The sequence below is a fragment of the uncultured Hymenobacter sp. genome, from assembly GCF_964242765.1.
Classification (GTDB): domain Bacteria; phylum Bacteroidota; class Bacteroidia; order Cytophagales; family Hymenobacteraceae; genus Hymenobacter.
This window is the reverse complement of the sequence record NZ_CAXTBM010000076.1, coordinates 1-24,196: the sequence shown is the minus strand read 5'-3', so window position 1 is coordinate 24,196 and position 24,196 is coordinate 1. Positions and strand designations below refer to the sequence as shown.

The following is a 24,196-nucleotide window of genomic DNA, read 5'->3' as shown; positions in this document are numbered from 1 at the left end:
CGCGGATCGTGCTGATCGGCCTCTTCGCGACGCTCGTCCTCCTGCAGGGCGCGCGCGTGCTCGCCTCGCGCGGCTCGAGCCTGACCAACGACGTGCTCGTCGGCTCCCCCGTCGCCTTCACGCTCGGCTACCGCGACGGTTCTTACGTGAAGCTGCGGGGCGTGACGCTGGGCTACAACCTGCCAACTGCCTGGCTAAGCAAAGTGGCCATCAGCTCGGCGCGGGTGTACGTGCAGGGCAAGAACCTGGTGACGCTCAGCGAGATTGATAACTACGACCCCGAGCGGGGCGGCGCCATTACCACGCCCATTCCGCGGGTGGTATCGGCCGGCATCAATCTGGGCTTCTAGAAGGCAGCTAAACAGCTAGCGCCCACCTCTCTAACTTGTACTCGACTACGAAAATGAAATTCTCTAAAATAACCTTGGGTTTAGCTGCCTGCGCGCTGGCCCTGCTTACTTCCTGCGAAAAGCAGCTGGAAGAATTCAACCCCTCGGGCCTGACGGCCGATGCCGTGTACAGCACGCCGGCCGGCTTCGAGAGCCTCGTGAATGCCGCGTATTCCTACACCCGCTGGTGGTACGGCAAAGAAGATGGCTACAGCATGTCGGAAATGGGTACCGACTTGTGGCTGCGCGGGGCCGGCGACGTCAACCCCGACCTGACCGATTACGCCACCCTGCAATCCAGCTCGCGGGCCGTGGAAAGCATGTGGGGCAAGCTCTACACGGCCATCAACCTGTGCAACGCCGGCATCAACCGGATTGGCACTTCGGGCATGACTGACGCGCAGAAAACCATCCGGGAAGGAGAATTACGCTTTCTGCGGGCTTTCTACTACTGGCACATTGTGGAAAGCTGGGGCGGCGTGCACTTCACTACCACCGAAACTAACGGCGTACAAACTACGGCCAACCGCACCTCGGTTGATGAGTTTTACGCCCAGATCATCGAAGATTTGAACGTGGCCGTTGCCAACTTGCCCAATACCACCGCCGACGTTGGGCGGGTAACCAAGCCGGCCGCCGAGGCGTTTCTGGCCAAAATCTACCTCACGCGCGGCAACAACCAGCAAGCCGCAACGTTGGCGCAGAAAGTTATTTCCGGCTATAGCTTTCAGCTGCTACCGAGCTACGCCAGCTTGTGGTCGATGACCAACCTGGAAAACCGCGAGATTGTGTGGGCCGTGAACTACTCTAAAGAGCTAACCCTCAACGACCGGGTGGACGCCACGCTTTACCCCGACGGACATCCACGGGGCGGTAACAATGGCCATGTGATGTGGCTAATGAAGTACGACGACCAGCCCGGTATGACCCGCGACATTGCCAACGGTCGGCCTTTCAACCGGTTCATGCCCTCTAGGTATCTGCTCAATCTGTTCGATGAAACCAGAGACTCGCGCTACGCGGCTTCCTTCCGGACGGTTTGGACTGCCAATACCGTTGTGACAGGTGCTCGTAATCTGGCGATTGGCGACACCGCTATTCTGGCCACCAAAAAAGTGGTTTCCACGGCTGTCCGCAACGCCAAGAAATACCGTGTCTTCGACGTAAATGACATCTACAACGCCAACGGTACGGCCAAAAACCGCTTGCAGTATGTGTGCTTGCGCAAGTTTGAGGACCCCACCCGGCCTACCATCCAGGAAGAGCAAAGTGCCCGCGACGCCTACGTTATCCGGCTGGCCGACGTGTATTTGATGGCCGCTGAAGCCAATTTCAAGCTCGGCAACTTGCCACAGGCAGTTACCCAAATCAACACAGTGCGGCGGCGGGCCGCCATTCCGGGCAGAGAAACCCAAATGGAAATAGCTACCTCCGATTTGAGTTTGGATTTCATTCTGGACGAGCGGGCGCGGGAGCTAGCGGGGGAGCAGTTGCGCTGGTTCGACCTTAAGCGCACGGGTCGGCTGCTGTCGCGGGTGCGGGCCAACAATCCCGAAGCGGGCCCCAGCATCCAGGATTACCATGTAGTGCGGCCCATTCCGCAACGGCAGTTGGATGCCATTCTCAACGGCACGGAGTTCACGCAAAATCAAGGATACAGATAACATTTTCCTCGAAACCCCACTGGGAATCCACCCAGTGGGGTTTTACTTTCCATTATGAAACAACTCACCGTTTGCCTTCTTGCCCTCGTCGCCAGCTCTTCCCTCGCTTTCCGGCCCGCAACTGAAAAGCCGGTAGCCCGCGAAACTGCCGTGCCCGACCTACCGAAAGTGATAGAGCCTTCGTTCAGCAAAGACACATTCAACATCGTCAAGTATGGCGCGGTGGCCGACGGCCAGACGTTGAATACCGACGCATTTCGCAAAGCTATTGAGGCGTGCAGCCAGAAAGGCGGCGTGGTGCTGGTACCGCGCGGCTTGTGGCTCACGGGGCCTATCGAGCTGAAAAACAACGTGAACCTGCACGTCAAGCGCGGCGCGCTGGTGCAGTTCAGCAGCAAGCTTTCAGATTTCAAGTTAATAAAAACCAACTGGGAAGGCGTGGACGCTGTGCGCAACCAGTCGCCGATTTCGGGCTATGATCTGCAAAACATTGCCATCACCGGGGAAGGCACCTTCGACGGAGCCGGCGACGCCTGGCGCATGGTGAAGAAAGAGAAACTCAGCGAAGGCCAGTGGCAGAAGCTGGTGAAGTCGGGCGGGATGCTCGATGCCAAGGGCACGACTTGGTACCCGACGGCGCAGTCGTTGAAGGGCTCCACCACCGAGAAGCCCGGCATCTTGCAGCCCGGCAAAGACGTTGCGGATTTCGCCGCTATCAAGGACTTTCTGCGGCCCAACATGCTGAGTCTCCAGCGCTGCAAGAAAATCTTGCTCGAAGGCTTTACCATCCAGAACTCGCCGGCCTGGACCATTCACCCGCTGCTCTGCGAAGACATTACGCTGCGCAACGTAACGGCCCGCAACCCCTGGTACGGCCAAAATACCGATGCGCTGGACCTGGAATCGTGCCGCAACGGCATTGTAGAAAACTGCACCTTCGACGTGGGCGATGATGGTATCTGCATCAAGTCGGGCCGCGACGAGCAAGGGCGTAAGCGCGGCGTGCCCACCGAAAACTTCATCATCCGCGACTGCAAAGTGTACCACGCGCACGGGGGCTTCGTGATTGGCAGTGAAATGTCGGGCGGCGCGCGCAACCTCTACGTGAGCAATTGCACCTTTATTGGCACAGATGTAGGATTGCGCTTTAAAACGGCCCGCGGCCGGGGCGGGGTGGTTGAGAACATCTTCGTGGACGGCGTCGACATGACCGATATTGCCGGCGAGGCTATCTTGTTTGATATGTACTACGCCGCCAAAGACCCCGTGCAAGTAACGGGCGAGGCCTTCGCCATTCCGGAAATCAAAGCCGAGCCACTGGGGGAAGGCACACCGCAGTTCCGCAACTTCCGCATCAAGAACGTGACTTGTAAAGGGGCGGCCACTGGTATTCTGGTACGCGGCCTGCCCGAAATGAACATCAAGGACATCGAAATAGAAAACGCGGTGCTGGAAAGCAAGAAAGGCCTCGTGTGTCAGGAAGCCAACGGCATCCGCCTAAAAAACGTGTCGCTGTTTTCCACGGACACCAAGCCGGTGCTCGAAGTCCAGAACAGCCAGAACATCACCCTCGACAATATCAGTTACGCCACCGGCGCCGACCTGTTGCTGCGTGTTACCGGCGACCGGAGCAAAGCCGTGAAACTCGTTAACACCAACACCAAATCGGCGAAGAAGGACGTGGAAATCGGCCAGAAAGTAGCCAAAAAGGTGGTTACCATTTCGCAGCGGTAGCGCTTCTTCTCCGCGCAACCAGGGCAATTGACCCCGTTGCGAGAGTTGTTTAGTTGAGGTATCCTGCTTACCGTTGTAGTAGTAATGCCAGATCAAGCAGGACGGACGCAAGTTGTTGACACGTCGGCCAACTACCTTTCGGTCCTGCTCAACTGAGAAGTGAAACCAACTTCTCGTATAGTTTTAGCTTAAATTCACTGCATGTCCTTCCGCCGCTTCCTTTCCGCTGGCTTCCTGCTGGCCTCCTTTACCGCCAACGCGCAAACGCCTGCCAAGCCAGCAACCAGTCCGGCAATGTCGCAGCGCATGGCCGACGCTTTCATTAGCTGGCACCCCGATTCCATTCTGATTGGCACCCGCAAAACGGCCCGCTGGGACTATGAGCAGGGGCTGATGATGAAGGCGCTGGAACGCGTGTGGGAGCGTACCGGCGACGCCCGCTACTACACGTACATCCAGAAAGACCTCGACCAGTTCGTACAGCCCGATGGTACCATTCGCACTTACAAACTGGAAGACTACAACCTCGACAACTTAACTACCGGCCACGCGCTACTAACACTAGCTCAATTGTCGTTGGGCAGCCAAGCAACCCAGCAGAAGTACGTGAAAGCCGCGCAGCTTCTGCGCAAGCAGCTTGATGGGCAGCCGCGCACCAAAGCGGGCGGCTTCTGGCACAAGAAAATCTACCCCAACCAGATGTGGCTGGATGGCCTCTACATGGCCGAGCCGTTCTACGCCGAGTACAGCAAGCTGTTCAATCAGCCCGCTGGTTTCGACGATGTGGCCAAGCAGTTCGCCCTCATCGAGAAGAACCTGGTGGACCCCAAAACCGGCCTGCTCTACCACGGCTACGACGAAAGCAAAGAGCAGAAATGGGCCAACAAAACCACCGGCCAGTCGCCGAACTTCTGGGACCGGGGCATGGGCTGGTACGCCATGGCGTTGGTAGACGTGCTGGATTATTTCCCTGCCAACCATCCGCAACGGGCCCAACTCATCAAGGATGTGCAACGCCTGGCCCCGGTGCTAGCTAAGTACCAGGACCCCAAAACCGGCACTTGGTCGTTGGTGGTAGACCAGGCTACGCGCAAAGGCAACTACGCCGAGGCTTCGGGCAGCAGCATGTTTGTGTACGCGCTGGCCAAAGGCGTGCGCATGGGCTACTTGGACACCAAATATGCGGCCGTTGCCAAGAAAGGCTACGACGGCCTGCTCAAATCCTTTGTGGCTACCGAGGGTAACAACGCAGTGGCTTTCAACGGTACGGTGAGTGTGGGCGGCCTCGGCGGCACTCCGTACCGAGACGGTAGCTTCGAGTATTACCTGAGTGAGCCGCTCCGCAAAAACGACTTGAAAGGGGTCGGGCCGTTTATTCTGGCCAGCGTAGAAATGGAAATTGCCGCGGAAAATGTGCTCGGCAAAGGCAAGACCGTAGCCGTAGACAACTATTTCAACCATGAAACCCGCAAAAACAGCCTCAGCGGGGAGCCTGAGACCTGGCATTACACCTGGGAAGAGCGCACGCACGGCGGCTTTTACTTGTGGGGCAACCAGTTCCGTGAGCTAGGCGCCAAAACCGTAACGGTGCCCACGGCGCCCACGGCCGCCTCGCTAAAAGGCGTGAACGTGTACATCATCGTCGATCCGGACAGCAAGAAAGAGTCGCCGCAGCCCAACTTCGTGAAGCCCGCCGACGTGCAGGCCGTAACGGATTGGGTGAAAGCCGGTGGCACCCTCGTGCTGATGGCCAACGACACCTCGAACTGTGAGATTCCGCGCTTCAACACGCTGGCGCAAGCATTTGGCATCACCTTCACCAACACCAGCATGAACATGGTGAAAGGCGACCAATTCGAGCAAGGGCTGGTGAAATTTTCGGCCGGCAATTCAGTGTTCAAAACCGCCAAAACTGCCTACGTGAAAGAACTATCGGTGCTGAACTTGAAAAGCCCGGCAACACCCCTGGTCAGCACGGGCAGCAGCGTTATCATGGCTACCGCCAAATTGGGTAAGGGAACCGTGTTTGCCATCGGCGACCCGTGGCTGTACAACGAGTACACCGACGGCCGCAAAATCCCGGATACGTTCGACAACTTCGAGGCTGGTAAAGATCTAGCTACTTGGCTGCTACAACAAACTGGGCGCTAGGATTTAGAACTTAGAGCCCTACTCACAAGACCGTCATGCAGAGGCATAGCCGAAGCATGACGGTCTTATTATGTATTGACTTTAAACAAGTTCTAAACTTCCACCTCTCAAATCATATCATCCGGCCTACTCCCATGTGCGCGGCGTCCTCGGTTAGGCGCGTGGAGTCCCGAACGATAAGCTCGGTCGGGATTTTGACGGTGTTGACGGGCTTAGCGCGCTGCTTGTTCTCAATTAAGTCAATCAGCCGTTCGGCAGCTACTTGCCCTATTTCTTGGGCGGGTTGTACCACAGTGCTCAGCGAAGGTGCCAGTAGATCAGCTACGTTCAAGTTGGTGAAACCGATGAGCGATACGTCTTCGGGAATAGCCAAGTGGCGTTGGTGCAGCGCTTTTAGGCAACCCACGGCCAACCGGTCGGAAGCGGTGAAGAAGGCGTCGGGAATCGGGTCGAGGGCCATCAGCTCATCTACCATCGGGCCTACTTCGTCGGGGCCAAAAGTGCCGTAGCGGATCAGATTTTCGTCGAATTCCAGGCCGTACTTTTCCAAGGCGGCGCGGTAGCCAGCCAGGCGTTCCTGCGTGATGCTCAGCCAAGGCTGAATAGTAAGGTGCGCAATGCGCCGCCGGCCCGACTGAATCAGGTGTTCAGTAGCGGCAAAAGCACCCCCAAAATTATCGGCCACTACTTGCGTCACGTTCAGTTCCGCCGACACTCGGTCAAACAAAACTACGGGCACATTCTTGTCGATTACGTCGCGCAGGTGGGTCACATCCGAGGTTTCGCTTGAAAGCGAAATCAATAGGCCGTCAACCTTGCGCGACATGGCTTGATTGACGTTGGCTGTTTCCCGCTCGTAGGATTCCTGACTTTGGAAGATGATAACGTGGTAGCCGCGGTTGTAGGCAATGGCCTCGATGCCGTTGATGGCCTGCGAGAAAAAGTAGTTGGCAATTTGGGGCACAATAACTCCGATGGCGCGGCTAGCACTGCCTTTCAAGCTGAGCGCAATAGGGTTCGGACGGTAGTTGAGCCGCTCCGCACACTCCATTACCAGCCGCTTCGTTTCCGGGTTGATTTCGTAGCTGCCCCGCAAGGCGCGGGACACCGTGGAAGTGGAAAGGTTCAACTCGCGGGCAATGTCTTTTATCGTGAATGTTTCCAACGGTCAGACGGATTTGGAAGGGCTAGAGTAGGGGGTGAGCTTTCTAAAGTGCAATGCCTGCAAAAAGCAGTGAGGAGGGGCTTTCGGGGCTGAAAGTAGAAATAGCTGACTGATTTCGCATTAGCTCAACTATTGTTACTTGTCGGGCCGTACGCTGGCAACGTTCCCGATAACGTTTGCGCGAATAAACATTGTGCTATTCTTCCTTTTGGAGTACACAACTTTTAATCTTAACAGAACAGATGTGCTGTCTGTCGTACGAAAAGTACATTATTTTCTCCCGAAAAGTTTACAAACTCCTATTCGCATGGCTCTTGCTGCCTCCTTCGATTTGACTGGCAAACGCGCACTGGTAACGGGCTGCACCCGCGGCATCGGCCAAGCCATGGCCATCGGATTGGCAGAAGCCGGTGCCGATATTATCGGCGTATCCGCCTCGTTAGCCTTGGCAGGCAGCGAAACCGAACAGGCCGTTCAGGCTCTTGGGCGCGAGTTCAAAGCCTACCAAGTCGATTTCGGCGACCGGGCGCAGGTGGATTCTTTTATAACTCAAGTGCAAGCCGACTTTCCGCAGATCGACATTCTTGTCAATAATGCCGGCACCATCAAGCGCGCCCCGGCCGCCGAACATTCCGATGAGTTGTGGGATGAAGTGCTGCGTATCAACCTCGATGCGCCCTTCCGGCTGGCCCGCGCCATTGGCGGGCAGATGCTCAAGCAAGGCAGCGGCAAAATCATCTTTACCGCCTCCTTGCTTACGTTCCAGGGCGGCATCAATGTGCCCGGCTACGCCGCCAGCAAAGGGGCCATTGGTTCGGTAGTGAAAGCACTGGCCAACGAGTGGGCCGGGCGCGGCGTGAACGTCAATGCCATTGCCCCCGGCTACGTTGCCACCGACAATACCGAAGCCTTGCGCAACGACCCCGACCGTAGTCAGAGCATTCTGAGCCGCATTCCGGCCAGCCGCTGGGGCACCCCCGACGACTTCAAAGGACCCACCGTGTTCCTCGCTTCCGCCGCCGCCGACTACGTGCACGGCACCATCCTCACCGTTGATGGTGGCTGGATGGGACGGTAGTTGTGAGGTAGCTAAGCGCGAATTGATGCGCCTGACGTTCAGAATACGTGGCGGAAAGCATTAGATTCGCTACCCAAGCAAAGCATCCATTCATAATTTCATCACTTCGCAAACTCACCTCATGACCCAACGATATGCCATCGGTCCGCGCGAAACAGCGGCAATGAACACAGACGAACTGCGGGAAAATTTCCTGATTGAAAATCTGTTTGTTGCGGGCAACATCGAGTTGGTCTACACCCATTACGACCGCATGATTGTGGGTGGCGCCACGCCAACCACCGAGCCGCTGACGCTGCCGAACCCGGGAAATCTGAAGGCCGACTTCTTCTTGCAACGTCGGGAACTTGGTATTTTGAATACCGGAGCGCCCGGCCAGGTTACCGTGGATGGCACGGTGCATGAGCTCGGCAACCAAGACTGCCTCTACGTGGGGAAAGATGCTCGGGAAGTGATTTTCACCTCTTCTGAGGCTAGCCAGCCCGCGAAGTACTACCTGCTCTCGGCCCCGGCGCACCACGCGTATCCTACGCGGCGCATGACGCAAGCCGAGTCTACGCCGGTACAGCTCGGTACGCCCGAAACGGCCAACGAGCGCACCATCTATAAGTACATCTACTTGGAAGGTATCCAGAGCTGCCAACTGGTGATGGGGTTAACCCAACTCAAAGCCGGTAGCGTCTGGAACACGATGCCCTCGCACGTACACGACCGGCGCATGGAAGTGTATGTTTACTTCGATCTGCCGGAAAACCAGCGGGTGCTGCACATGATGGGCGAGCCGCAGCAGACGCGCCCCCTGTGGGTAAACAACGGCCAAGCCGTGCTGTCGCCACCGTGGTCGATTCATACTGGCTGCGGCACCAGCAACTACACTTTTATCTGGGGCATGGCCGGCGAAAACCTCGAGTACACCGACATGGACCCCGTTACCCTCGACCAACTCCGCTAACTCTTTATGTCAACCACTGATACCAACTTTCTGCTCGACAACGACCGCCAGCCTTGGACGCAGGTAGCCGAAGGTATGCGCCGCCAGGTGCTGGCTTATGATCCACAGATGATGCTGGTCCGGGTAGCGTTCGAGAAGGGTGGTATCGGCGCCTTGCATCATCATGTGCATACGCAGATGACCTACGTGGAAAGCGGGATATTCAAGTCAACGGTGGGCGAGGAGACGCGCGTAATGCGGGCTGGGGACGTGTTCTACGCGCCTTCCAACGTGTGGCACAGCGTGGAGTGTCTGGAAGCGGGCATGCTGCTGGATACGTTCAGCCCCATGCGCGAAGATTTTATATAGCTGGTTCTATTTTCAACTAATGCAGATTCAGCTAATCATAGCAAGAAAACTACTGCTCCTGCTGACGGGAATAGGGGGGATGGGGATCTTTTCAGCCCGGGCTCAGCAGGTGACAGTGGCGGCGGATGGTTCGGGAAATTTCCGGACCATCCAGGCCGCGCTCAACAGTTTACCCAACCAAGCCACCAAGCCGCGCACCGTCTACATCAAGAATGGCACCTACCGCGAAAAGGTGTTTTTGGACGGTAAGCAACAGATTACCCTTAAGGGCCAAAGCGAAAAGGGCGTAATTCTGACCTATGCTCTGGCCCGCGACGAGTGGCGTTGCGACTCAGTAGCCGGCGCCGATGATTGGGGCGTAGCTACGCTCAACATGCGCAATTCGCCCGACATCACGCTCGAAAACCTGACGGTGCTCAACACCTACGGCTTCGACGCGAAAGGGGAAGTAACCATAGCCTGCCCCACCGACCCGACCAAAAAGAAAAGCATCAGCAAAACCGGCCACCAGATGGCGCTGCGCACCATGCCCGGCACCACGCGCCTGATTGTGAAGCACTGCACGTTCCGGGCCTTGGGCGGCGACACCGTTAGCCCGTGGGATGTAGACGCGGGCCTGTACTACTTCCAGGACTGCACCATGGAAGGCGGCGTCGATTTCTATTGCCCGCGCGGTTGGGCCTATGCCGAAAACTGCCGCTTCATCTGCCACAACCCCAACGCCGCCATCTGGCACGATGGCTCCGGCAACAAAGACTCGAAAACAGTGCTGAAAAACTGCGTGTTCGAGGGCGACGACAACTTCAAGCTGGGCCGCTTCCATCGGGAAGCCCAGTTCTATTTGCTGGACTGCAAGTTCGCTAAGAACATGGCCGACGCCGACATCTACTGGGCCCAATCGGGGCCGGGGGCCAAGCAGTGGGGGCGGCGCGTGTACTACGTGAACTGCCACCGCGAAGGCGGCGACTTTGCCTGGTACAAAGACAACCTAAGCGCCGCCGAAGGGGCCCCTAAAGCATCCCAAATCACGGCCGATTGGACGTACGGCGGACGCTGGTACCCGGTGTCAGGTAAGAAGGCAACGGTGGCGTTGGCAGCATCTAACCTTGCCAACACCAACTCGGTGATGCCCGCAGCAGTTAATCTGCGCGCCGACCAGGCCGACAGCGTGGCGGAAAAGATGCTGGTGTATCAGCGCAGCGTAGGCGGCTGGCCTAAGGCTGTGAAAATTGCGTCGGTAGAGGAGAAGGTGGACTACACCAAACCACTGTCGGCGGCGAAGCGGGCTGCTACACTGGCCGATGCGGGCCGCAACGATGCCACCATCGACAACAACGCTACTACCCGCGAAATCACTTACCTGCTGCAAGCTTTCAAGCGCACCAACAACCCCGCCTACCGGCAGGGCGCGGAGCGCGGCATCCAGTATCTGCTGAAGATGCAGTATCCCAACGGGGGCTTTCCGCAGTACTATCCCGATGCCAGCAGCTACCGCCACCTCATCACCTACAACGACAACGCCATGATTCGGGTGCTGGACTTGCTGCGGAGTGTGGCCAAGCAGCAAGACGAGTTTGCCCTTGTGAATCCGGAGTTAGTGGGCCAAGCCAAGCAAGCAGTGGAGCGCGGGGTGGATTGCATTCTGAAAACGCAGTACGTGCAAAAAGGCAAGCGCACGGCGTGGTGCGCGCAGCACGACGAAAAGACCTTGCAACCCGCTAAGGCCCGGGCCTTCGAGCTAGCATCGCTCAGCGGTTTTGAATCGGCGCGCATTGTAGAATTCCTGATGGAAATCGAGAATCCCTCGCCGGCAGTGAAGCAGGCTATTACCAGCGCCGTAGCGTGGTTCGAGGCCGTGAAAATGCCGAATTTGGCCCTGAAAGAAACGAAAGACCCGAGCCAGCCCACCGGCCGCGACCGGGTGATAGTGCCGGAGCCCGGTGCCACGTTGTGGGCCCGGTTTTACGACCTCGAAACCAACCGCCCGATTTACGTAGGGCGCGACAGCCAGGTACATTACACCTTGGCTGAAATCGAAAATGAGCGCCGGGCGGGTTACGTTTACGCGGGCACTTGGCCGGCGAAGCTGCTCACCAAAACCTACCCACAATGGCAGCAAAAGTATGCTGCCACTACTACACAGGCAAGTAAATAAGTATTTCCGCTATGCCCCACCTCTCGAAATCCCTCGTCCTTTCGGCCCCTAGTACGGCGGCTGCTCTTCCCACCGCCGCGCATTTCGAGTTGCCTGAGAAGGTGCTGCAATTTGGTACGGGTGTGCTGCTGCGTGGCCTGCCCGATTACTTTATCGATAAAGCCAACCGCCAAGGTGTGTTCAACGGCCGCATAGTGGTAGTGAAGAGCACCGATGGCGGCGACATCACGGCATTCGAGCGCCAGAATGGACTCTATACGCTGGTTGTGCGCGGCATTGAAGATGGGCAGACCGTGGAAGAAAACGTGGTGTGCTCGGCCATTAGCCGGGTGCTGTCGGCCAAAAGCCAATGGGACGAGATACTAGCCTGCGCTGCTAACCCCGAACTAACCGTAGTTATTTCCAATACCACCGAAGTGGGTATTCAATTGGTGGCTGATGACGTGACGCAGGCGCCGCCGGTTTCGTTTCCGGGCAAGCTGCTGGCCTTCCTATATGCCCGCTACCAAGCCTTCAACGGCGATAAAAGCAAGGGCCTCGTGGTTGTGCCCACCGAGCTCATTGTTGACAACGGCACCAAGCTCGAAGCCATTCTGCTCGAGCAGGCGCACCGCAACAACCTGCCCGCCGAGTTCATCGACTGGCTGGAAACGGCCAATTCCGTTTGCAACTCGCTGGTAGACCGCATTGTGCCCGGCCGGCCCGACGTATCGATGCAAGACAGCTTGGCCGAGCAATTGGGCTACGACGACGAGCTGCTGACGATGTCGGAAGTGTACACGCTGTGGGCCATTCAGGGCAACGAGCACGTGCAGGAGGTTCTCTCGTTCCATCAGGTAGATAAGGGCGTCGTTATTCAGCCTGATATCAACCAGTTTCGGGAGCTAAAGCTGCGTTTGCTCAACGGTACCCACACGCTTAGCTGCGCGCTGGCCATCCTGTGCGGTTTCACGACCGTGCGCGAAGCCATGGATGATCAGCATTTTGCCAGCTTTGTGCACAACCTAATGCTGGCCGACTTGCTGCCTGGCATTCCCTATCCCATTGATGAGAAGGTGGGCCAGCGCTTCGGCATGCAGGTACTCGACCGGTTCCGCAATCCGTTCATTGAGCACCGTTGGCTGAGCATCAGTCTTAACTACACCACCAAGCAGCAAATGCGCAACGTGCCCACACTGCTGCACTACTCGCGCCAATTGGGCGCCGTACCGCACTACGTGGCATTGGGTTTTGCAGCCTATTTGCTGTTCATGCGCGGTACTCGCCAGGAAGCCAGTGGTTGGCACGGCGAGATAAATGGAATGGAATATCTTATTCAGGACGATAAGGCCGCTTACTTCGCTGATGTTTGGAACCGGCTTGCGCCCACTGAGCTGGTCCGCACCGTGTTGCACAATACCACCCTCTGGGGCCACGACTTATTGGCCGTACCTGGCTTCGCCGACGAGGTGAGCCAGTACCTGAAACAGCTCATCGAGCACGGGGCGCAGGCCACGCTGACTAAGGTGTTGAACCGGACCGTAGAGCAGCAGGCAGCCGTGAAATGAAATTGAATTGTATTTTGTTTTAGCTCCGCATAAACCAAGGATTCCACTTAATTTAGGAAGCAAAACAACTTACAGTTATTCCAGAGATGGTACTTTAGGGCCTCTCCCCGGTTTGAAAAAACCGTAAACAAGATTCAAGCAATGAAGCATCTAGTAGCTAAAATCCACCCCGACGACAACGTGCTGGTAGCCTTGCAGGACCTGCCCGTTGGCACGCCCGTTACCTACGACGGCACCACCGTCACGACCACTGAACGGATTCCGGCCAAGCACAAACTAGCCATGCAATTCCTGGCCCCCGGCGACCCGGTACACATGTACGGAGTGCTGGTTGGCAAAGCGGCGCAGGCCATTGGCGTGGGAGGGTTGCTTACCACTGCCAACATGCGCCACGCCACCGACAGCTACGGCGAAAACCAGGAGCGCCGCGCGGCCTGGACCGCCCCGAACGTATCGAAGTGGGAAGACCGCACCTTCATGGGCTTCCACCGTGCCGATGGCAGCGTGGGCACGGCCAATTACTGGCTGGTAATTCCGCTAGTCTTCTGTGAAAACCGCAACATTCAGGTGCTCGAAGAAGCCTTGGTAAATGACCTTGGCTACGCCCGCCGCAAATCGTACCAGCCCCAAACGCAGGAACTGCTGGCTCTAATGCAGGCTGGCAAGTCAGTGGAAGAAATTCTTGCCACCGACTTGCGCAGTGCCGAAGAAGGACATCAGAAATCAAAGCCGTTCCCTAATGTGGATGGCATTCGATTCCTGAGCCACGAGGGCGGCTGCGGCGGTATTCGGCAGGACGCACAAAGCCTTTGCGGCCTGCTGGCCGGCTACATCACGCATCCCAACGTGGCGGGTGCTACGGTGCTTAGCCTCGGCTGTCAGAACGCGCAGGCCAGCATGTTGCAAGATGAAATCAACAAGCGCAGCCCCAACTTCAACAAGCCTCTTTTCATTCTGGACCAGCAGAAGTTGGGCACCGAAGAAACGTTGGTAAGTATGGCCTTGCGCCAAACATTTGCGGGCCTCATGCAAGCCAACCAACTCCAGCGCCAGCCCGCGCCGCTTAGCAAGCTGTGCATCGGCCTCGAATGCGGTGGCTCCGATGGCTTTTCGGGCATTTCGGCTAACCCCGCTGTGGGCCACGTTTCAGATTTGATGGTGGCCTTGGGCGGCTCGGTTATTCTAGCCGAATTTCCGGAGCTGTGTGGCGTCGAGCAAGAACTGGTAGACCGTAGCGTAGACCACGCCACGGCCGAGCGGTTCAGCTCGCTCATGAAAGCCTACGGCGACAGCGCCGTGGCCGTGGGTTCGGGCTTCGACATGAACCCTTCGCCAGGCAATATCCGGGACGGGTTGATTACCGATGCTATGAAGTCGGCGGGAGCGGCCCGCAAAGGCGGCAGTTCGCCGGTAGTAGCGGTGCTCGACTATCCGGAGCCGGTAACCAAGCCCGGCTTGAACTTGCTCTGCACTCCCGGCAACGACGTGGAATCTACCACGGCCGAAGTCGGATCGGGGGCCAACGTGGTGCTCTTCACCACCGGTCTCGGTACGCCCACTGGCAACCCTATCGCCCCGGTTATCAAGATTGCCAGCAACACGGCTTTGGCGAAACGGATGCCGGATATCATCGACGTAAATACGGGTACGGTTATCGATGGCGAAGAAACCATTGAACAAGCCGGAGAGCGGATTCTGGACTACATAGTTCGGGTAGCCAGCGGCGAAGAAGTAGCCGCCGTCCGCCACGGCCAAACCGACTTTATTCCTTGGAAACGCGGTGTTTCGCTATAAGCCTGACGCCTTGCTTCGGCCTTTTACAAGATTGAGTGCATTTTTCGCCTGAAAGTCTGCAACGAGTAGGAGACTACAGGGTGGCAAAAACGTAGCAGTCCACTACATTTCAGAACTGGCGTGAAGCAAACCTTCCCGCTCTCGGCACCTAGCTTTACTTAAGTAAGTATGAAAAAGCCCTTTTTAGACGAGGATTTCCTACTACAAACGGAAACTGCGCAGCAGCTCTACCACGAGTTTGCCAAGCAGATGCCCATCATCGATTACCATTCGCATCAGGTGCCCGATCAGATTGCGCAGGACCGGCAGTTCGAGAACATCACGCAAATCTGGCTCTACGGCGACCATTACAAGTGGCGCGCCATGCGCACGAGTGGCGTGCCGGAGCGTTTTATTACCGGTGATGCGTCGGATTGGGAAAAGTTTGAAAAATGGGCGGAAACCGTGCCCCAGACTGTGCGCAATCCGCTCTACCACTGGACGCACCTGGAGTTGCAGCGCTACTTTGGTATCACGGAACTGCTGAACAAAGACAGCGCCCGCCGCATCTACGACGAGTGCAACGCCAAGCTCCAGACGCCGGAATATACGGTCCGGAACCTACTGCGGCGCATGAACGTGAGAGTGGTATGCACCACCGACGACCCCGCCGATTCGCTGGAGCATCATCGTGTCATTGCCGCCAGTGGCTTCGAGGTGCGCGTGCTGCCCACCTTTCGCGCCGATAAGGCCATGACGCCGGAGGATGCCGCCGCTTACAACCAGTACCTCGACAAGCTAGGGGAAGCCGCCGCCGTGGATATCCGCACGTTCTACGACCTGCAAACTGCCCTGCGCCTGCGCCACGATTACTTCGCCGCTCTTGGCTGCCGATTGTCTGACCACGGCCTAGAGCAGATTTATGCCGCCAATTATACGGAAGGGGAAATCAACGACATCTTCGCCAAAGTAAGGGGCGGGGAGGAGTTGACGACCGACGAAGTGCTGCAATTCAAGTCAGCCATGCTGGTGCTACTAGCCGAAATGGATTGGGAAAAGGGTTGGACGCAGCAGTATCACTTGGGCGCGTTGCGCAACAATAACTCCCGCATGCTCCGCCAACTCGGGCCCGATACAGGTTGGGATTCTATTGGTGATTTTTCGCAAGGCCGCGCGCTGTCCAAGTTTCTTAATCGGCTCGATGGGCAAGACAAACTAGCCAAAACTATCCTCTACAACCTGAACCCGGCCGATAACGAGCTGATAGCTACTATGGTCGGCAACTTCAACGACGGTTCGGTAGCGGGCAAGGTACAGTTCGGCTCGGGCTGGTGGTTTCTCGACCAGAAAGACGGCATGGAAAAACAAATCAACGCCTTGTCGAACATGGGCTTGCTGAGTTGCTTTGTGGGCATGCTCACCGATTCGCGCAGTTTCCTGTCCTACCCACGCCACGAGTACTTCCGCCGTATTCTCTGCAACCTCATCGGTACGGATGTGGAAAACGGCGAACTGCCCGACGATATGGCGCTACTCGGTACCATCGTTAAGAATATCTGCTACGGCAACGCCAAAGGCTATTTCGGGTTCGATGCAGTGCCGGAGCCAGCATTGGAGGCCGCGGCACTACGTTCGTAAGGCACTCACCATCCGGCTCGTGTTTGTGAGCCTCACTCATTAGGTGCGAAGCTTAAATTTCGAGCTACTGTCAACTTCAGCAACGATACGAAGCGTGGCTTCGTGGTACACAGCAATACAATGAAACAGGTTGTCACCTTCGGGGAAATTATGATGCGTCTCTCGACGCCCCTGAACTATCGGCTCACCCAGTCGGCTAGCCTGGAAGTGAACTACGGCGGCGGCGACGCCAACGTGGCTGCCGCCGTGGCTGGCTTGGGCGTACCCGCCGCGCACGTCACCTGCTTCCCCCCCAACGAGTTAGGCCAAGCCGCCGCGCAAAGCTTTCAGCGCCTCGGCGTCGACATGCAACACACCGTGTACAGCGGCCAACGGTTAGGGCTGTATTTTCTGGAAGTAGGCGCTTCGTTGCGGCCTAGCAAAGTGGTGTACGACCGGGCCGATTCTTCTTTTGCCAAGCTCGACCCGGCGGCCTTTCATTGGGACGAGATTCTGAAAAACGCGCAGTGGTTGCACTGGACCGGCATTACGCCCGCTATTTCAGCTGCTACGGCGCAGGCTACGGCCGATGCCATTGCGGCCGCGCGCCGGTTGGGTATCACAGTTTCAGCCGACGTTAACTACCGCCGCAACCTGTGGCAGTACGGCCAGACCGCCCAACACGTAATGACAGAATTGGTAGCTGGTTGCGACGTGGTGGTGTGTTCGGAAAACGATGCCGACGACTTGTTCGGCATTCGCGCTGTGCCCGGCGCCGACAATGGTTTTGCTTCGATGGGGGAGCAGCTTATCACTCGCTTTCCTCAGATCAAGCAAGTGATTTCCACCCGCCGCAAAACGCAAAGTGCCTCGCACGAACGCATCAAGGGCATGCTCTTCAACGGCTCGTATACAGAAACCCCGTATCTTGATATCACGCCCGTCGTGGACCGCATTGGCGGCGGCGACGCCTTCATGGGTGGCTTTATCTACGGCTCTTTACAGTACGCTACGCCTGCCGAAGCCCTGAGCTTCGCGCTGGCCGCTTCGGCCCTCAAGCACACCATCCACGGCGACGTGAATCTGGTGACGGCCGCCGAAGTAGAGCACGTAATGCAAGGCAATACCACCGGCCGTTTGGTACGGTAGAAAATCAGCAAATGGAAACCAAGAACAAATCTCGATTCTCATCCGCCGAAGCTTTCGAAACGGTGCTGCGCTACCCCATAGTGCCCGTTTTCTACCACGCCGACGTGACGTACGCCAAGCGCATCGTGCAGGCTTGCTACGCGGGTGGTTTGCGGGTGTTTGAATTCACGAACCGCGGTGAAAAGGCATTTGAAGTGTTCAGCGAACTGGTAGCTTTCGTGCACGATAACTGCCCGGATATGCTGCTTGGCATCGGCACGATTTACGAGGCCGATGATGCCGAGCGGTTCATTGCCGCCGGCGCCGACTTCGTAGTACAGCCCTGCCTGACGGCAGAGGTGGCAGCCGTCTGCCACGCCCACAACGTGCTGTGGCTGCCCGGCACCATGACCGTTTCGGAAGTATACCAAGCCAACAAGCTAGGAGCGGCTATTGTCAAAATATTCCCTGGCAATGTGGTGGGGCCCGGTTTCATTAAGAGCCTGCGCGGCCCCATGCCGAAAGTGCCCCTTATGGTGACTGGTGGCGTGGAGCCCACTGAGGAAAGCCTCCAGGAGTGGTTTCAGGCGGGCGTGAATGTGGTAGGTATGGGGTCCCAGCTCTTCAAAAACGCCGACGATACGGCAGCCCTAAGCCAGCAAATTGCGAGCCTGCTGAAGTTCGTAGATACCGCGAAAAAGTAACGCCGCGCCAGGTGGCGCATTGTTTGCGCCGTCGGTTTTCCCAACAGTAGTAGCTCTGACTCTATTTTCCGAACTCGATGATACCATCCCCCACCCAATCGCCGCCTGCGCCACCGCTCGCCACCACCATCGGCAAATACCGCTGGACGGTAGTAGCGTTGCTTTTCTTCGCGACTAGTATCAACTACCTTGACCGCCAAGTAATTGGTTTGTTGAAGCCGACGCTGGAAACCGAATTCAACTGGTCGGAAACCACCTATGGCTACATTGTCATGGCCTTTTCGGCGGCCTACGCTATTGGGTTGCTGGCCTTCGGTCGGATCATCGACTTTATTGGTACCAAGAAGGGTTATATCATTTCGATTATTGCCTGGAGCGGTGCTGCCATTGGCCACGCCTTTGCTACCTCCACGCTGGGTTTTGGGGTAGCCCGCGCGGCTCTCGGACTGGGTGAGGCAGGTAACTTCCCGGCCGCTATCAAAACGGTAGCGGAATGGTTTCCGAAGAAAGAGCGGGCCTTAGCAACGGGCATTTTCAATTCCGGCGCCAACATCGGCGCCGTTGTGGCCCCTGTGATGGTGCCTTGGATTTTGGGAGCTTATGGCTGGGAGGAAGCTTTCGTAATTACGGGGGCTATTGGCTTTGTCTGGTTGATTTTTTGGTGGCTTTTTTATCAAATTCCATCTAAACAGCCCAAGCTTACGCAGGATGAGTACACGTACATCCACAGCGACAACGAACCGGAAGAAGCTGAAGGAGACCATGGTAAGACCATTTCTTGGGGTAAGCTGCTCAGCGTACGCCAAACATGGACCTTCGTGTTCGGTAAGCTGCTCACGGACCCGATCTGGTGGTTTTTTCTGTTCTGGTTGCCGTCTTACTTCTCGACCACCTTCAATCTGGACTTGAAAAAACCTAGCCTGCCGCTGGTGGTAGTCTATACCCTAACCACAGTAGGCAGCATTGGGGGAGGTTACTTCTCGTCTTATCTTATCAAGAAAGGCTGGACAGTGTATAAGGCTCGCAAAACGGCTATGCTCGTGTTTGCCCTATTGGTAATGCCGATCATGCTGGCCCGTTATGCCACCAGCATTTGGCCGGCAGTAGCTCTTATCAGCTTGGCTGCCGCTGCGCACCAAGCCTGGAGTGCCAACATTTTTACGACGGCATCGGACATGTTTCCGAAAAAAGCGGTCAGCTCTATTGTTGGCATCGGTAGCATGGCCGGTTCGGTAGGCGGAATTTTGTTTCCGTTGCTCATTGGTTATCTGCTCGACACCTATAAAGCGGCAGGCGACATCAACGCGGGCTACAACATTATCTTCCTGATTTGTGGCTCAGCGTATCTGCTGGCCTGGGTGGTGATGCACTTCTTGTCGCCGCGCATGACGCAAGTAAAACTGGATTAACGCACCATTTGGCAGCCTACGGGACGAGGTAAAAACAGCGCGGTTTTTCACTTGTCCGGTTAGCTGGCCGCTTTCTTCTTACTCTCCATTGCGCCCGGCAAAAGTCGGGGCCCACCTTCCTACTGCCATGAAAAAAATACCCTGCTTCCTGCTGGCTCTGCTCTTGCTTGCGTTACCAGCCCTCACCTTCGCTCAAAACACGAAAGACGCCGCAGCGGCCAAAGCAGTGGAAGCGCTAGAGCGCCAGCGCTTTGAGGCACAGGTGAAAAAGGACTATACCGTGCTGGAAAAAGTATTCGGCGACGACTTGGTTTATACCCACTCTAACGGCAAGCAAAACAATAAAACCGAGTATATCCAGTCGATTCGCGACGGCAAAAGCGTGTACGATAAGATTGACGTGGAAGCCCTGAACGTACGCGCTTACAACGACGGCAAGACGGCGGTAGTCAACGGTACCATCACTATCTACCAACCTAACAAGCCCGACGGGACGCCTAATGTTGCCCACCTCAAGTACGTGGTGGTGCAAGTAAAGGACCCAAAAAAAGGGTGGCAAGTGGTGCTCTGGCAGTCGCAGAAGCAGCCTGAAGTAAAGAGCTAAGCGCCTTTGGTGCCTTCAAGTTGCTTGCGGCGCCTCACGCCGTGGAATCTCTCAAGAGAAGGATTCCATTACTAGCTTCTTCTATATAGTAGAACCCTAAACCATACTCCCTCTTCCAGAGGGGCTGGGGTAGCTCTGTCCAAATCTCACCTATTAGCCCCTTCCTTTTCATGAGTATTAATCAGGAAAATACACTAGCCCAACCGGTTGGCATTACACTGGAGCGCTACATTATGCGTGCGCAGGCAGATTTTCCGTTTGCCACGGGTGAATTGTCGCAGCTGCTACGCGACTTGGCGCTAGCGGGCAAAATCGTGCACCGAGATGTTAACCGGGCCGGTCTGGCAGACATTACCGGAGGCTTGGGCACGCAGAACGTGCAAGGCGAGCAGCAAAAGCGGCTGGATATGGAAGCGCATATTCGGTTCGTGAGGGCGCTGAAAAACGGCCGCGAAGCCTGCGCTATTCTCTCGGAGGAAGAAGCCGATATCATCCACATCGACAACGATTCTGGCAACTACGTGGTGGCCATGGACCCGCTCGATGGCTCCTCCAACATCGACGTGAATGTGAGCATCGGCACGCTGTTTAGCATCTACCGCCGCGTGACGCCGGTCGGAACGAAGGCTACGGCGGTGGATTTTTTGCAGGGTGGCCGGCGGCAGATAGCCGCGGGCTACATTCTGTATGGATCGAGCACCATGTTCGTCTACACCACCGGCCACGGTGTAATGGGTTTCACCTACGAGCAGTCGTTGGGCGAGTTCTTTCTCTCGCATCCTGATATCCGCATTCCGCAGGATGGTCGCATTTTTTCCTGCAATGAAGGCTACTGGTTTGACTATCCGGAAGCCGTGCGATCTTACTTAATGGACTGCAAACGCAAAGAGTATTCCGGGCGCTACATCGGCTCCTTGGTAGCAGATTATCACCGTAACTTATTCAACGGGGGCATCTACCTGTATCCGCCTACTGGTAAGAACCCCAATGGAAAGCTGCGCTTGCTCTACGAGTGCTATCCATTGGCCATGCTTATCGAGCAGGCCGGTGGCCAAGCAGTGGTATCCGGCACGGAAGCCATTCTTGATGTTGTGCCCACGCAGCTACACCAGCGCACCCCAATCTTCATTGGCTCCACCAATATGGTGCGCAGCCTGGTAGCTTCCGGCGAAACGATGCTGGCATCAGCGGAAGCTAAATAAAACCACTTTGAGAGTTGCAATAAGAATTTAAGCCCTGGCTAATCCGGAAGTGCCCAACTCTCTAGCCGCTTGAATTCCGGGCTTCTTGCCAAGCATATGGCATAGTAGGCAGGTGCCTCCCTCATTTGTTCACTTCTAAATTCCCATTTTATGAACCCAAATCAACACGACTCTTCTCGGCGCGATTTTTTGCAAAAATCGATGCTCGCGACGGCGGGCCTGATGACGCCGCTACCGCTCTCAGTGTTTGGGGCAGCCGCGCCGGCTGCTAAGAAACGCGTAGCCATGGTAGGTACCGGCCACCGTGGCAGCGGCATGTGGGGCACCCAACTACTAGATGAGCACCGCGACGTTATCGAGTTTGTGGGCCTGTGCGACAAAAACAAAGGGCGGGCAGAAACGGCGAAAAAGATGATGGGGGTTTCGTGTCCTACCTACACGGATTTCGAAACGATGATGCGCAAGGCCAAGCCTGAAATCCTGATTGTGACCACCGTGGATGCCACCCACGACCAGTTCATCATCAAGGGCATGGAAATGGGGGCCAACATTGTGTCGGAAAAGCCCATGACCACCGACGAAGCCAAGTGCCAAGCCATTCTCGATGCCGAAAAGCGGACGGGTAAGAAGGTAACCGTCACGTTCAACTACCGCTATTCACCGCATCGTCAGAAAATCTACGATTTGCTCCGCAAAGACACCATCGGCAAGATTACGTCGGTTGATTTTCACTGGTACCTCGACAACCGCCACGGTGCCGACTATTTCCGGCGCTGGCACCGCCTGACCGAGAACAGCGGCTCGCTGTGGGTGCACAAGGCCAGTCACCATTTTGATTTGCTGAACTGGTGGCTGGAATCGGAGCCGGAGACGGTATACGCCAAAGCGGCGCTGGAAAACTACGGCAAAAATGGCCCGTTCCGCTTCAGCAACTGTCGGCCCTGCCCCCACAAAGCCAAGTGTCCTTACTACTGGGACATCACCAAAGACGCCCGCCTGATGGCGCTGTACGCCGAAAACGAGCAGTACGACGGCTACCTGCGCGACGGCTGCGTGTTCAAAGAAGACGTAAACATTTTCGATAAGATGGGGGCCACCATTGGGTACGCCAACGGGGCGCAAGTCAGCTATTCGCTCACGGCGTATTCGCCCTACGAGGGCTACCGCATTGCCTTCAATGGTACCAAGGGCCGCATTGATGCGTGGATCAAAGAAGCCGGGGCCATGAAAATAGAGCCCTACGACGAAATTATGGTGTCGCACAATTTCGGTAAGGTCGAATACATTCAAGTGCCCCAAGCCGAAGGCCATGGCGGTGGTGACAAGCTGCTGCGGGCCCAGATCTTCCGTCATCCCGAAGCCCAAGATACCTACCGCCAAGCTGCTGGCAGCCGCGACGGTGCCATGGCTATTCTGGTAGGTATTGCGGCCCGTAAAAGCGTTGCCAGCGGCCAGCCGGTTCGCATTGCTGACTTGACGGATCTTAAGCCCGTAGCCGTAAAGGCGTAAGGCTTTTGCAACCAAGGTGGCCCTACGAACCGCAACGTGAGGTTTGTGGGGCCACCTTGCTGTAGATTGCCTTCAGCAGAGCGGCAGCATTACCAAGTCAAATTATTTCACCCTTCCTTTGGGAGCAGCGTTGAACTCAACTTTCCAGCCTGTTCCTCTCTTCTTCATGCCCAAAATCATTTCGCCCCAAGTGGAGTTCGGCGGTTTGCTGAACCAGATGAAAGCTGTTACACCAGAGGTTTTTACGCCGGATGGTAAGATTCTAAACCTGATGGAAGGGCAGTGGCAGGAAACTGGTAAGCCCCGCGAATTCACTTCGCCTATTGATGGTACTTCGCTTGGCTGGATGCCCATGCTGAACCGCGAAACGGCACTCCGGGCCGTGGAATTCGCCAAAGGCGAAGCTCCCGCTTGGGCCGCCACCGACCTCGACGAGCGCAAGAGCCGCGTGCAGGACTGCCTCAACCAACTCCGCGAGCAGGTGGAACTGACGGGCAAGCTGATTATGTGGGAAATCGGTAAAACCTACAAGCTCGGCTTCACCGACATTGACCGCGCCATTGAAGGCGTGCAGTGGTACGTCGACAACATCGAAGGCATGTTGGGCCAACGCAAGCCGCTGGGGCTGGTGAGCAACATTGCGAGCTGGAACTACCCCATGTCGGTGCTGCTGCATGCGGTGCTGGTGCAGGTGCTGGCCGGCAATGCAGTTATTGCCAAAACGCCCACCGATGGCGGCTTTATTTCCTTGAGTTTGACTTTTGCCATTGCCCGCCGCTGCGGCCTGCCCGTCACGCTGGTAAGCGGTTCGGGTGGCGAGTTGAGCGACGTGCTGGTGAAGAACGATGCCATCGACTGCCTTAGCTTTGTGGGCGGACGCTACAACGGGCGCAACATTGCGGATGCGCTGAGCTCGGTGCACAAGCGCTACATGCTGGAAATGGAAGGCGTGAACACCTATGGCATTTGGAACTACTCAGACTGGACCACCTTGGCCGACCAACTCAAGAAAGGCTACGACTACGGCAAGCAGCGCTGCACGGCCTACGTGCGCTTTGTGGTGGAGC

At 56.6% G+C, this 24,196-nt stretch carries 19 protein-coding genes; 18 read left to right on the top strand and 1 reads right to left on the bottom strand.

What is annotated here, in order from left to right; genetic code table 11:
• Positions 1–56: 56 nt before the first annotated feature.
• From ACFE7X_RS21875 to ACFE7X_RS21860, 4 genes are all read left to right on the top strand, one after another.
• Positions 57–350 (top strand): hypothetical protein, encoded by a 294-nt coding sequence (locus ACFE7X_RS21875; RefSeq protein WP_375437817.1) that lies wholly within the window; start codon positions 57–59, stop codon positions 348–350.
• Positions 351–403: 53 nt separating this feature from the next.
• A complete protein-coding gene (locus tag ACFE7X_RS21870; RefSeq protein WP_375437816.1) occupies positions 404–2,053 on the top strand; it encodes a RagB/SusD family nutrient uptake outer membrane protein in 1,650 nt (549 codons plus the stop codon).
• A 54-nt stretch (positions 2,054–2,107) separates the two neighbouring features.
• Entirely contained in the window at positions 2,108–3,787 is a 1,680-nt protein-coding gene (locus ACFE7X_RS21865; protein ID WP_375437815.1) for a glycoside hydrolase family 28 protein, read from the top strand.
• A 201-nt stretch (positions 3,788–3,988) separates the two neighbouring features.
• Positions 3,989–5,938: a glycoside hydrolase family 88 protein gene (locus tag ACFE7X_RS21860; RefSeq protein ID WP_375437814.1), complete on the top strand. Its 1,950-nt coding sequence runs from the start codon at positions 3,989–3,991 to the stop codon at positions 5,936–5,938.
• Between the two features lie 112 nt (positions 5,939–6,050).
• Here ACFE7X_RS21860 and ACFE7X_RS21855 read toward each other — a convergent pair whose 3' ends face one another.
• Complete coding sequence (locus ACFE7X_RS21855) at positions 6,051–7,103, bottom strand: LacI family DNA-binding transcriptional regulator (RefSeq protein WP_375437813.1); 1,053 nt, start codon at positions 7,101–7,103, stop codon at positions 6,051–6,053.
• A gap of 307 nt (positions 7,104–7,410) precedes the next feature.
• Between ACFE7X_RS21855 and kduD the strand changes: the two genes are divergently transcribed.
• The 14 genes from kduD to ACFE7X_RS21785 form a co-directional block, all read left to right on the top strand.
• A complete protein-coding gene (gene kduD / locus ACFE7X_RS21850; protein WP_375437812.1) occupies positions 7,411–8,181 on the top strand; it encodes a 2-dehydro-3-deoxy-D-gluconate 5-dehydrogenase KduD in 771 nt (256 codons plus the stop codon).
• A gap of 121 nt (positions 8,182–8,302) precedes the next feature.
• A complete protein-coding gene (gene kduI, locus ACFE7X_RS21845; protein WP_375437811.1) occupies positions 8,303–9,133 on the top strand; it encodes a 5-dehydro-4-deoxy-D-glucuronate isomerase in 831 nt (276 codons plus the stop codon).
• A 6-nt stretch (positions 9,134–9,139) separates the two neighbouring features.
• Positions 9,140–9,481, top strand: coding sequence for a cupin domain-containing protein (locus ACFE7X_RS21840; RefSeq protein WP_375437810.1), 342 nt, complete (start codon positions 9,140–9,142; stop codon positions 9,479–9,481).
• Between the two features lie 79 nt (positions 9,482–9,560).
• The gene (gene pelA / locus ACFE7X_RS21835) at positions 9,561–11,636 is read left to right on the top strand and encodes a pectate lyase (protein ID WP_375437809.1); all 2,076 of its coding nucleotides are present in this window, start codon (positions 9,561–9,563) and stop codon (positions 11,634–11,636) included.
• A gap of 11 nt (positions 11,637–11,647) precedes the next feature.
• Positions 11,648–13,183 (top strand): tagaturonate reductase, encoded by a 1,536-nt coding sequence (locus tag ACFE7X_RS21830; RefSeq protein ID WP_375437808.1) that lies wholly within the window; start codon positions 11,648–11,650, stop codon positions 13,181–13,183.
• Positions 13,184–13,324: 141 nt separating this feature from the next.
• On the top strand, positions 13,325–14,977 hold the full coding sequence (locus ACFE7X_RS21825) for a UxaA family hydrolase (protein ID WP_375437807.1): 1,653 nt from the start codon (positions 13,325–13,327) through the stop codon (positions 14,975–14,977).
• A gap of 168 nt (positions 14,978–15,145) precedes the next feature.
• Complete coding sequence (gene uxaC / locus ACFE7X_RS21820) at positions 15,146–16,594, top strand: glucuronate isomerase (protein WP_375437806.1); 1,449 nt, start codon at positions 15,146–15,148, stop codon at positions 16,592–16,594.
• A 120-nt stretch (positions 16,595–16,714) separates the two neighbouring features.
• On the top strand, positions 16,715–17,722 hold the full coding sequence (locus tag ACFE7X_RS21815; RefSeq protein WP_375437805.1) for a PfkB family carbohydrate kinase: 1,008 nt from the start codon (positions 16,715–16,717) through the stop codon (positions 17,720–17,722).
• 11 nt (positions 17,723–17,733) lie between these two features.
• Positions 17,734–18,405, top strand: a complete 672-nt coding sequence (locus ACFE7X_RS21810) for a bifunctional 4-hydroxy-2-oxoglutarate aldolase/2-dehydro-3-deoxy-phosphogluconate aldolase (protein ID WP_375437804.1) — start codon at positions 17,734–17,736, stop codon at positions 18,403–18,405.
• Between the two features lie 77 nt (positions 18,406–18,482).
• Complete coding sequence (locus ACFE7X_RS21805) at positions 18,483–19,814, top strand: MFS transporter (RefSeq protein WP_375437803.1); 1,332 nt, start codon at positions 18,483–18,485, stop codon at positions 19,812–19,814.
• A gap of 127 nt (positions 19,815–19,941) precedes the next feature.
• A complete protein-coding gene (locus tag ACFE7X_RS21800; protein ID WP_375437802.1) occupies positions 19,942–20,418 on the top strand; it encodes a nuclear transport factor 2 family protein in 477 nt (158 codons plus the stop codon).
• Between the two features lie 170 nt (positions 20,419–20,588).
• Positions 20,589–21,620: a class 1 fructose-bisphosphatase gene (gene fbp / locus ACFE7X_RS21795; RefSeq protein WP_375437801.1), complete on the top strand. Its 1,032-nt coding sequence runs from the start codon at positions 20,589–20,591 to the stop codon at positions 21,618–21,620.
• Between the two features lie 150 nt (positions 21,621–21,770).
• On the top strand, positions 21,771–23,129 hold the full coding sequence (locus ACFE7X_RS21790) for a Gfo/Idh/MocA family oxidoreductase (protein WP_375437800.1): 1,359 nt from the start codon (positions 21,771–21,773) through the stop codon (positions 23,127–23,129).
• A 166-nt stretch (positions 23,130–23,295) separates the two neighbouring features.
• Positions 23,296–24,196 (top strand): aldehyde dehydrogenase family protein (locus ACFE7X_RS21785; protein ID WP_375437799.1); only part of this gene is annotated, 901 nt, incomplete at its 3' end.

Coding starts and splice junctions, on each gene's coding strand:
- ACFE7X_RS21800 (WP_375437802.1), top strand. CDS start 19,942: ATGAAAAAAATACCCTGCTTCCTGCTGGCTCTGCTCTTGCTTGCGTTA.
- pelA (WP_375437809.1), top strand. CDS start 9,561: ATGGGGATCTTTTCAGCCCGGGCTCAGCAGGTGACAGTGGCGGCGGAT.
- ACFE7X_RS21830 (WP_375437808.1), top strand. CDS start 11,648: ATGCCCCACCTCTCGAAATCCCTCGTCCTTTCGGCCCCTAGTACGGCG.
- ACFE7X_RS21810 (WP_375437804.1), top strand. CDS start 17,734: ATGGAAACCAAGAACAAATCTCGATTCTCATCCGCCGAAGCTTTCGAA.
- kduI (WP_375437811.1), top strand. CDS start 8,303: ATGACCCAACGATATGCCATCGGTCCGCGCGAAACAGCGGCAATGAAC.
- ACFE7X_RS21865 (WP_375437815.1), top strand. CDS start 2,108: ATGAAACAACTCACCGTTTGCCTTCTTGCCCTCGTCGCCAGCTCTTCC.
- ACFE7X_RS21805 (WP_375437803.1), top strand. CDS start 18,483: ATGATACCATCCCCCACCCAATCGCCGCCTGCGCCACCGCTCGCCACC.
- ACFE7X_RS21860 (WP_375437814.1), top strand. CDS start 3,989: ATGTCCTTCCGCCGCTTCCTTTCCGCTGGCTTCCTGCTGGCCTCCTTT.
- fbp (WP_375437801.1), top strand. CDS start 20,589: ATGAGTATTAATCAGGAAAATACACTAGCCCAACCGGTTGGCATTACA.
- ACFE7X_RS21870 (WP_375437816.1), top strand. CDS start 404: ATGAAATTCTCTAAAATAACCTTGGGTTTAGCTGCCTGCGCGCTGGCC.
- ACFE7X_RS21790 (WP_375437800.1), top strand. CDS start 21,771: ATGAACCCAAATCAACACGACTCTTCTCGGCGCGATTTTTTGCAAAAA.
- kduD (WP_375437812.1), top strand. CDS start 7,411: ATGGCTCTTGCTGCCTCCTTCGATTTGACTGGCAAACGCGCACTGGTA.
- ACFE7X_RS21825 (WP_375437807.1), top strand. CDS start 13,325: ATGAAGCATCTAGTAGCTAAAATCCACCCCGACGACAACGTGCTGGTA.
- uxaC (WP_375437806.1), top strand. CDS start 15,146: ATGAAAAAGCCCTTTTTAGACGAGGATTTCCTACTACAAACGGAAACT.
- ACFE7X_RS21815 (WP_375437805.1), top strand. CDS start 16,715: ATGAAACAGGTTGTCACCTTCGGGGAAATTATGATGCGTCTCTCGACG.
- ACFE7X_RS21840 (WP_375437810.1), top strand. CDS start 9,140: ATGTCAACCACTGATACCAACTTTCTGCTCGACAACGACCGCCAGCCT.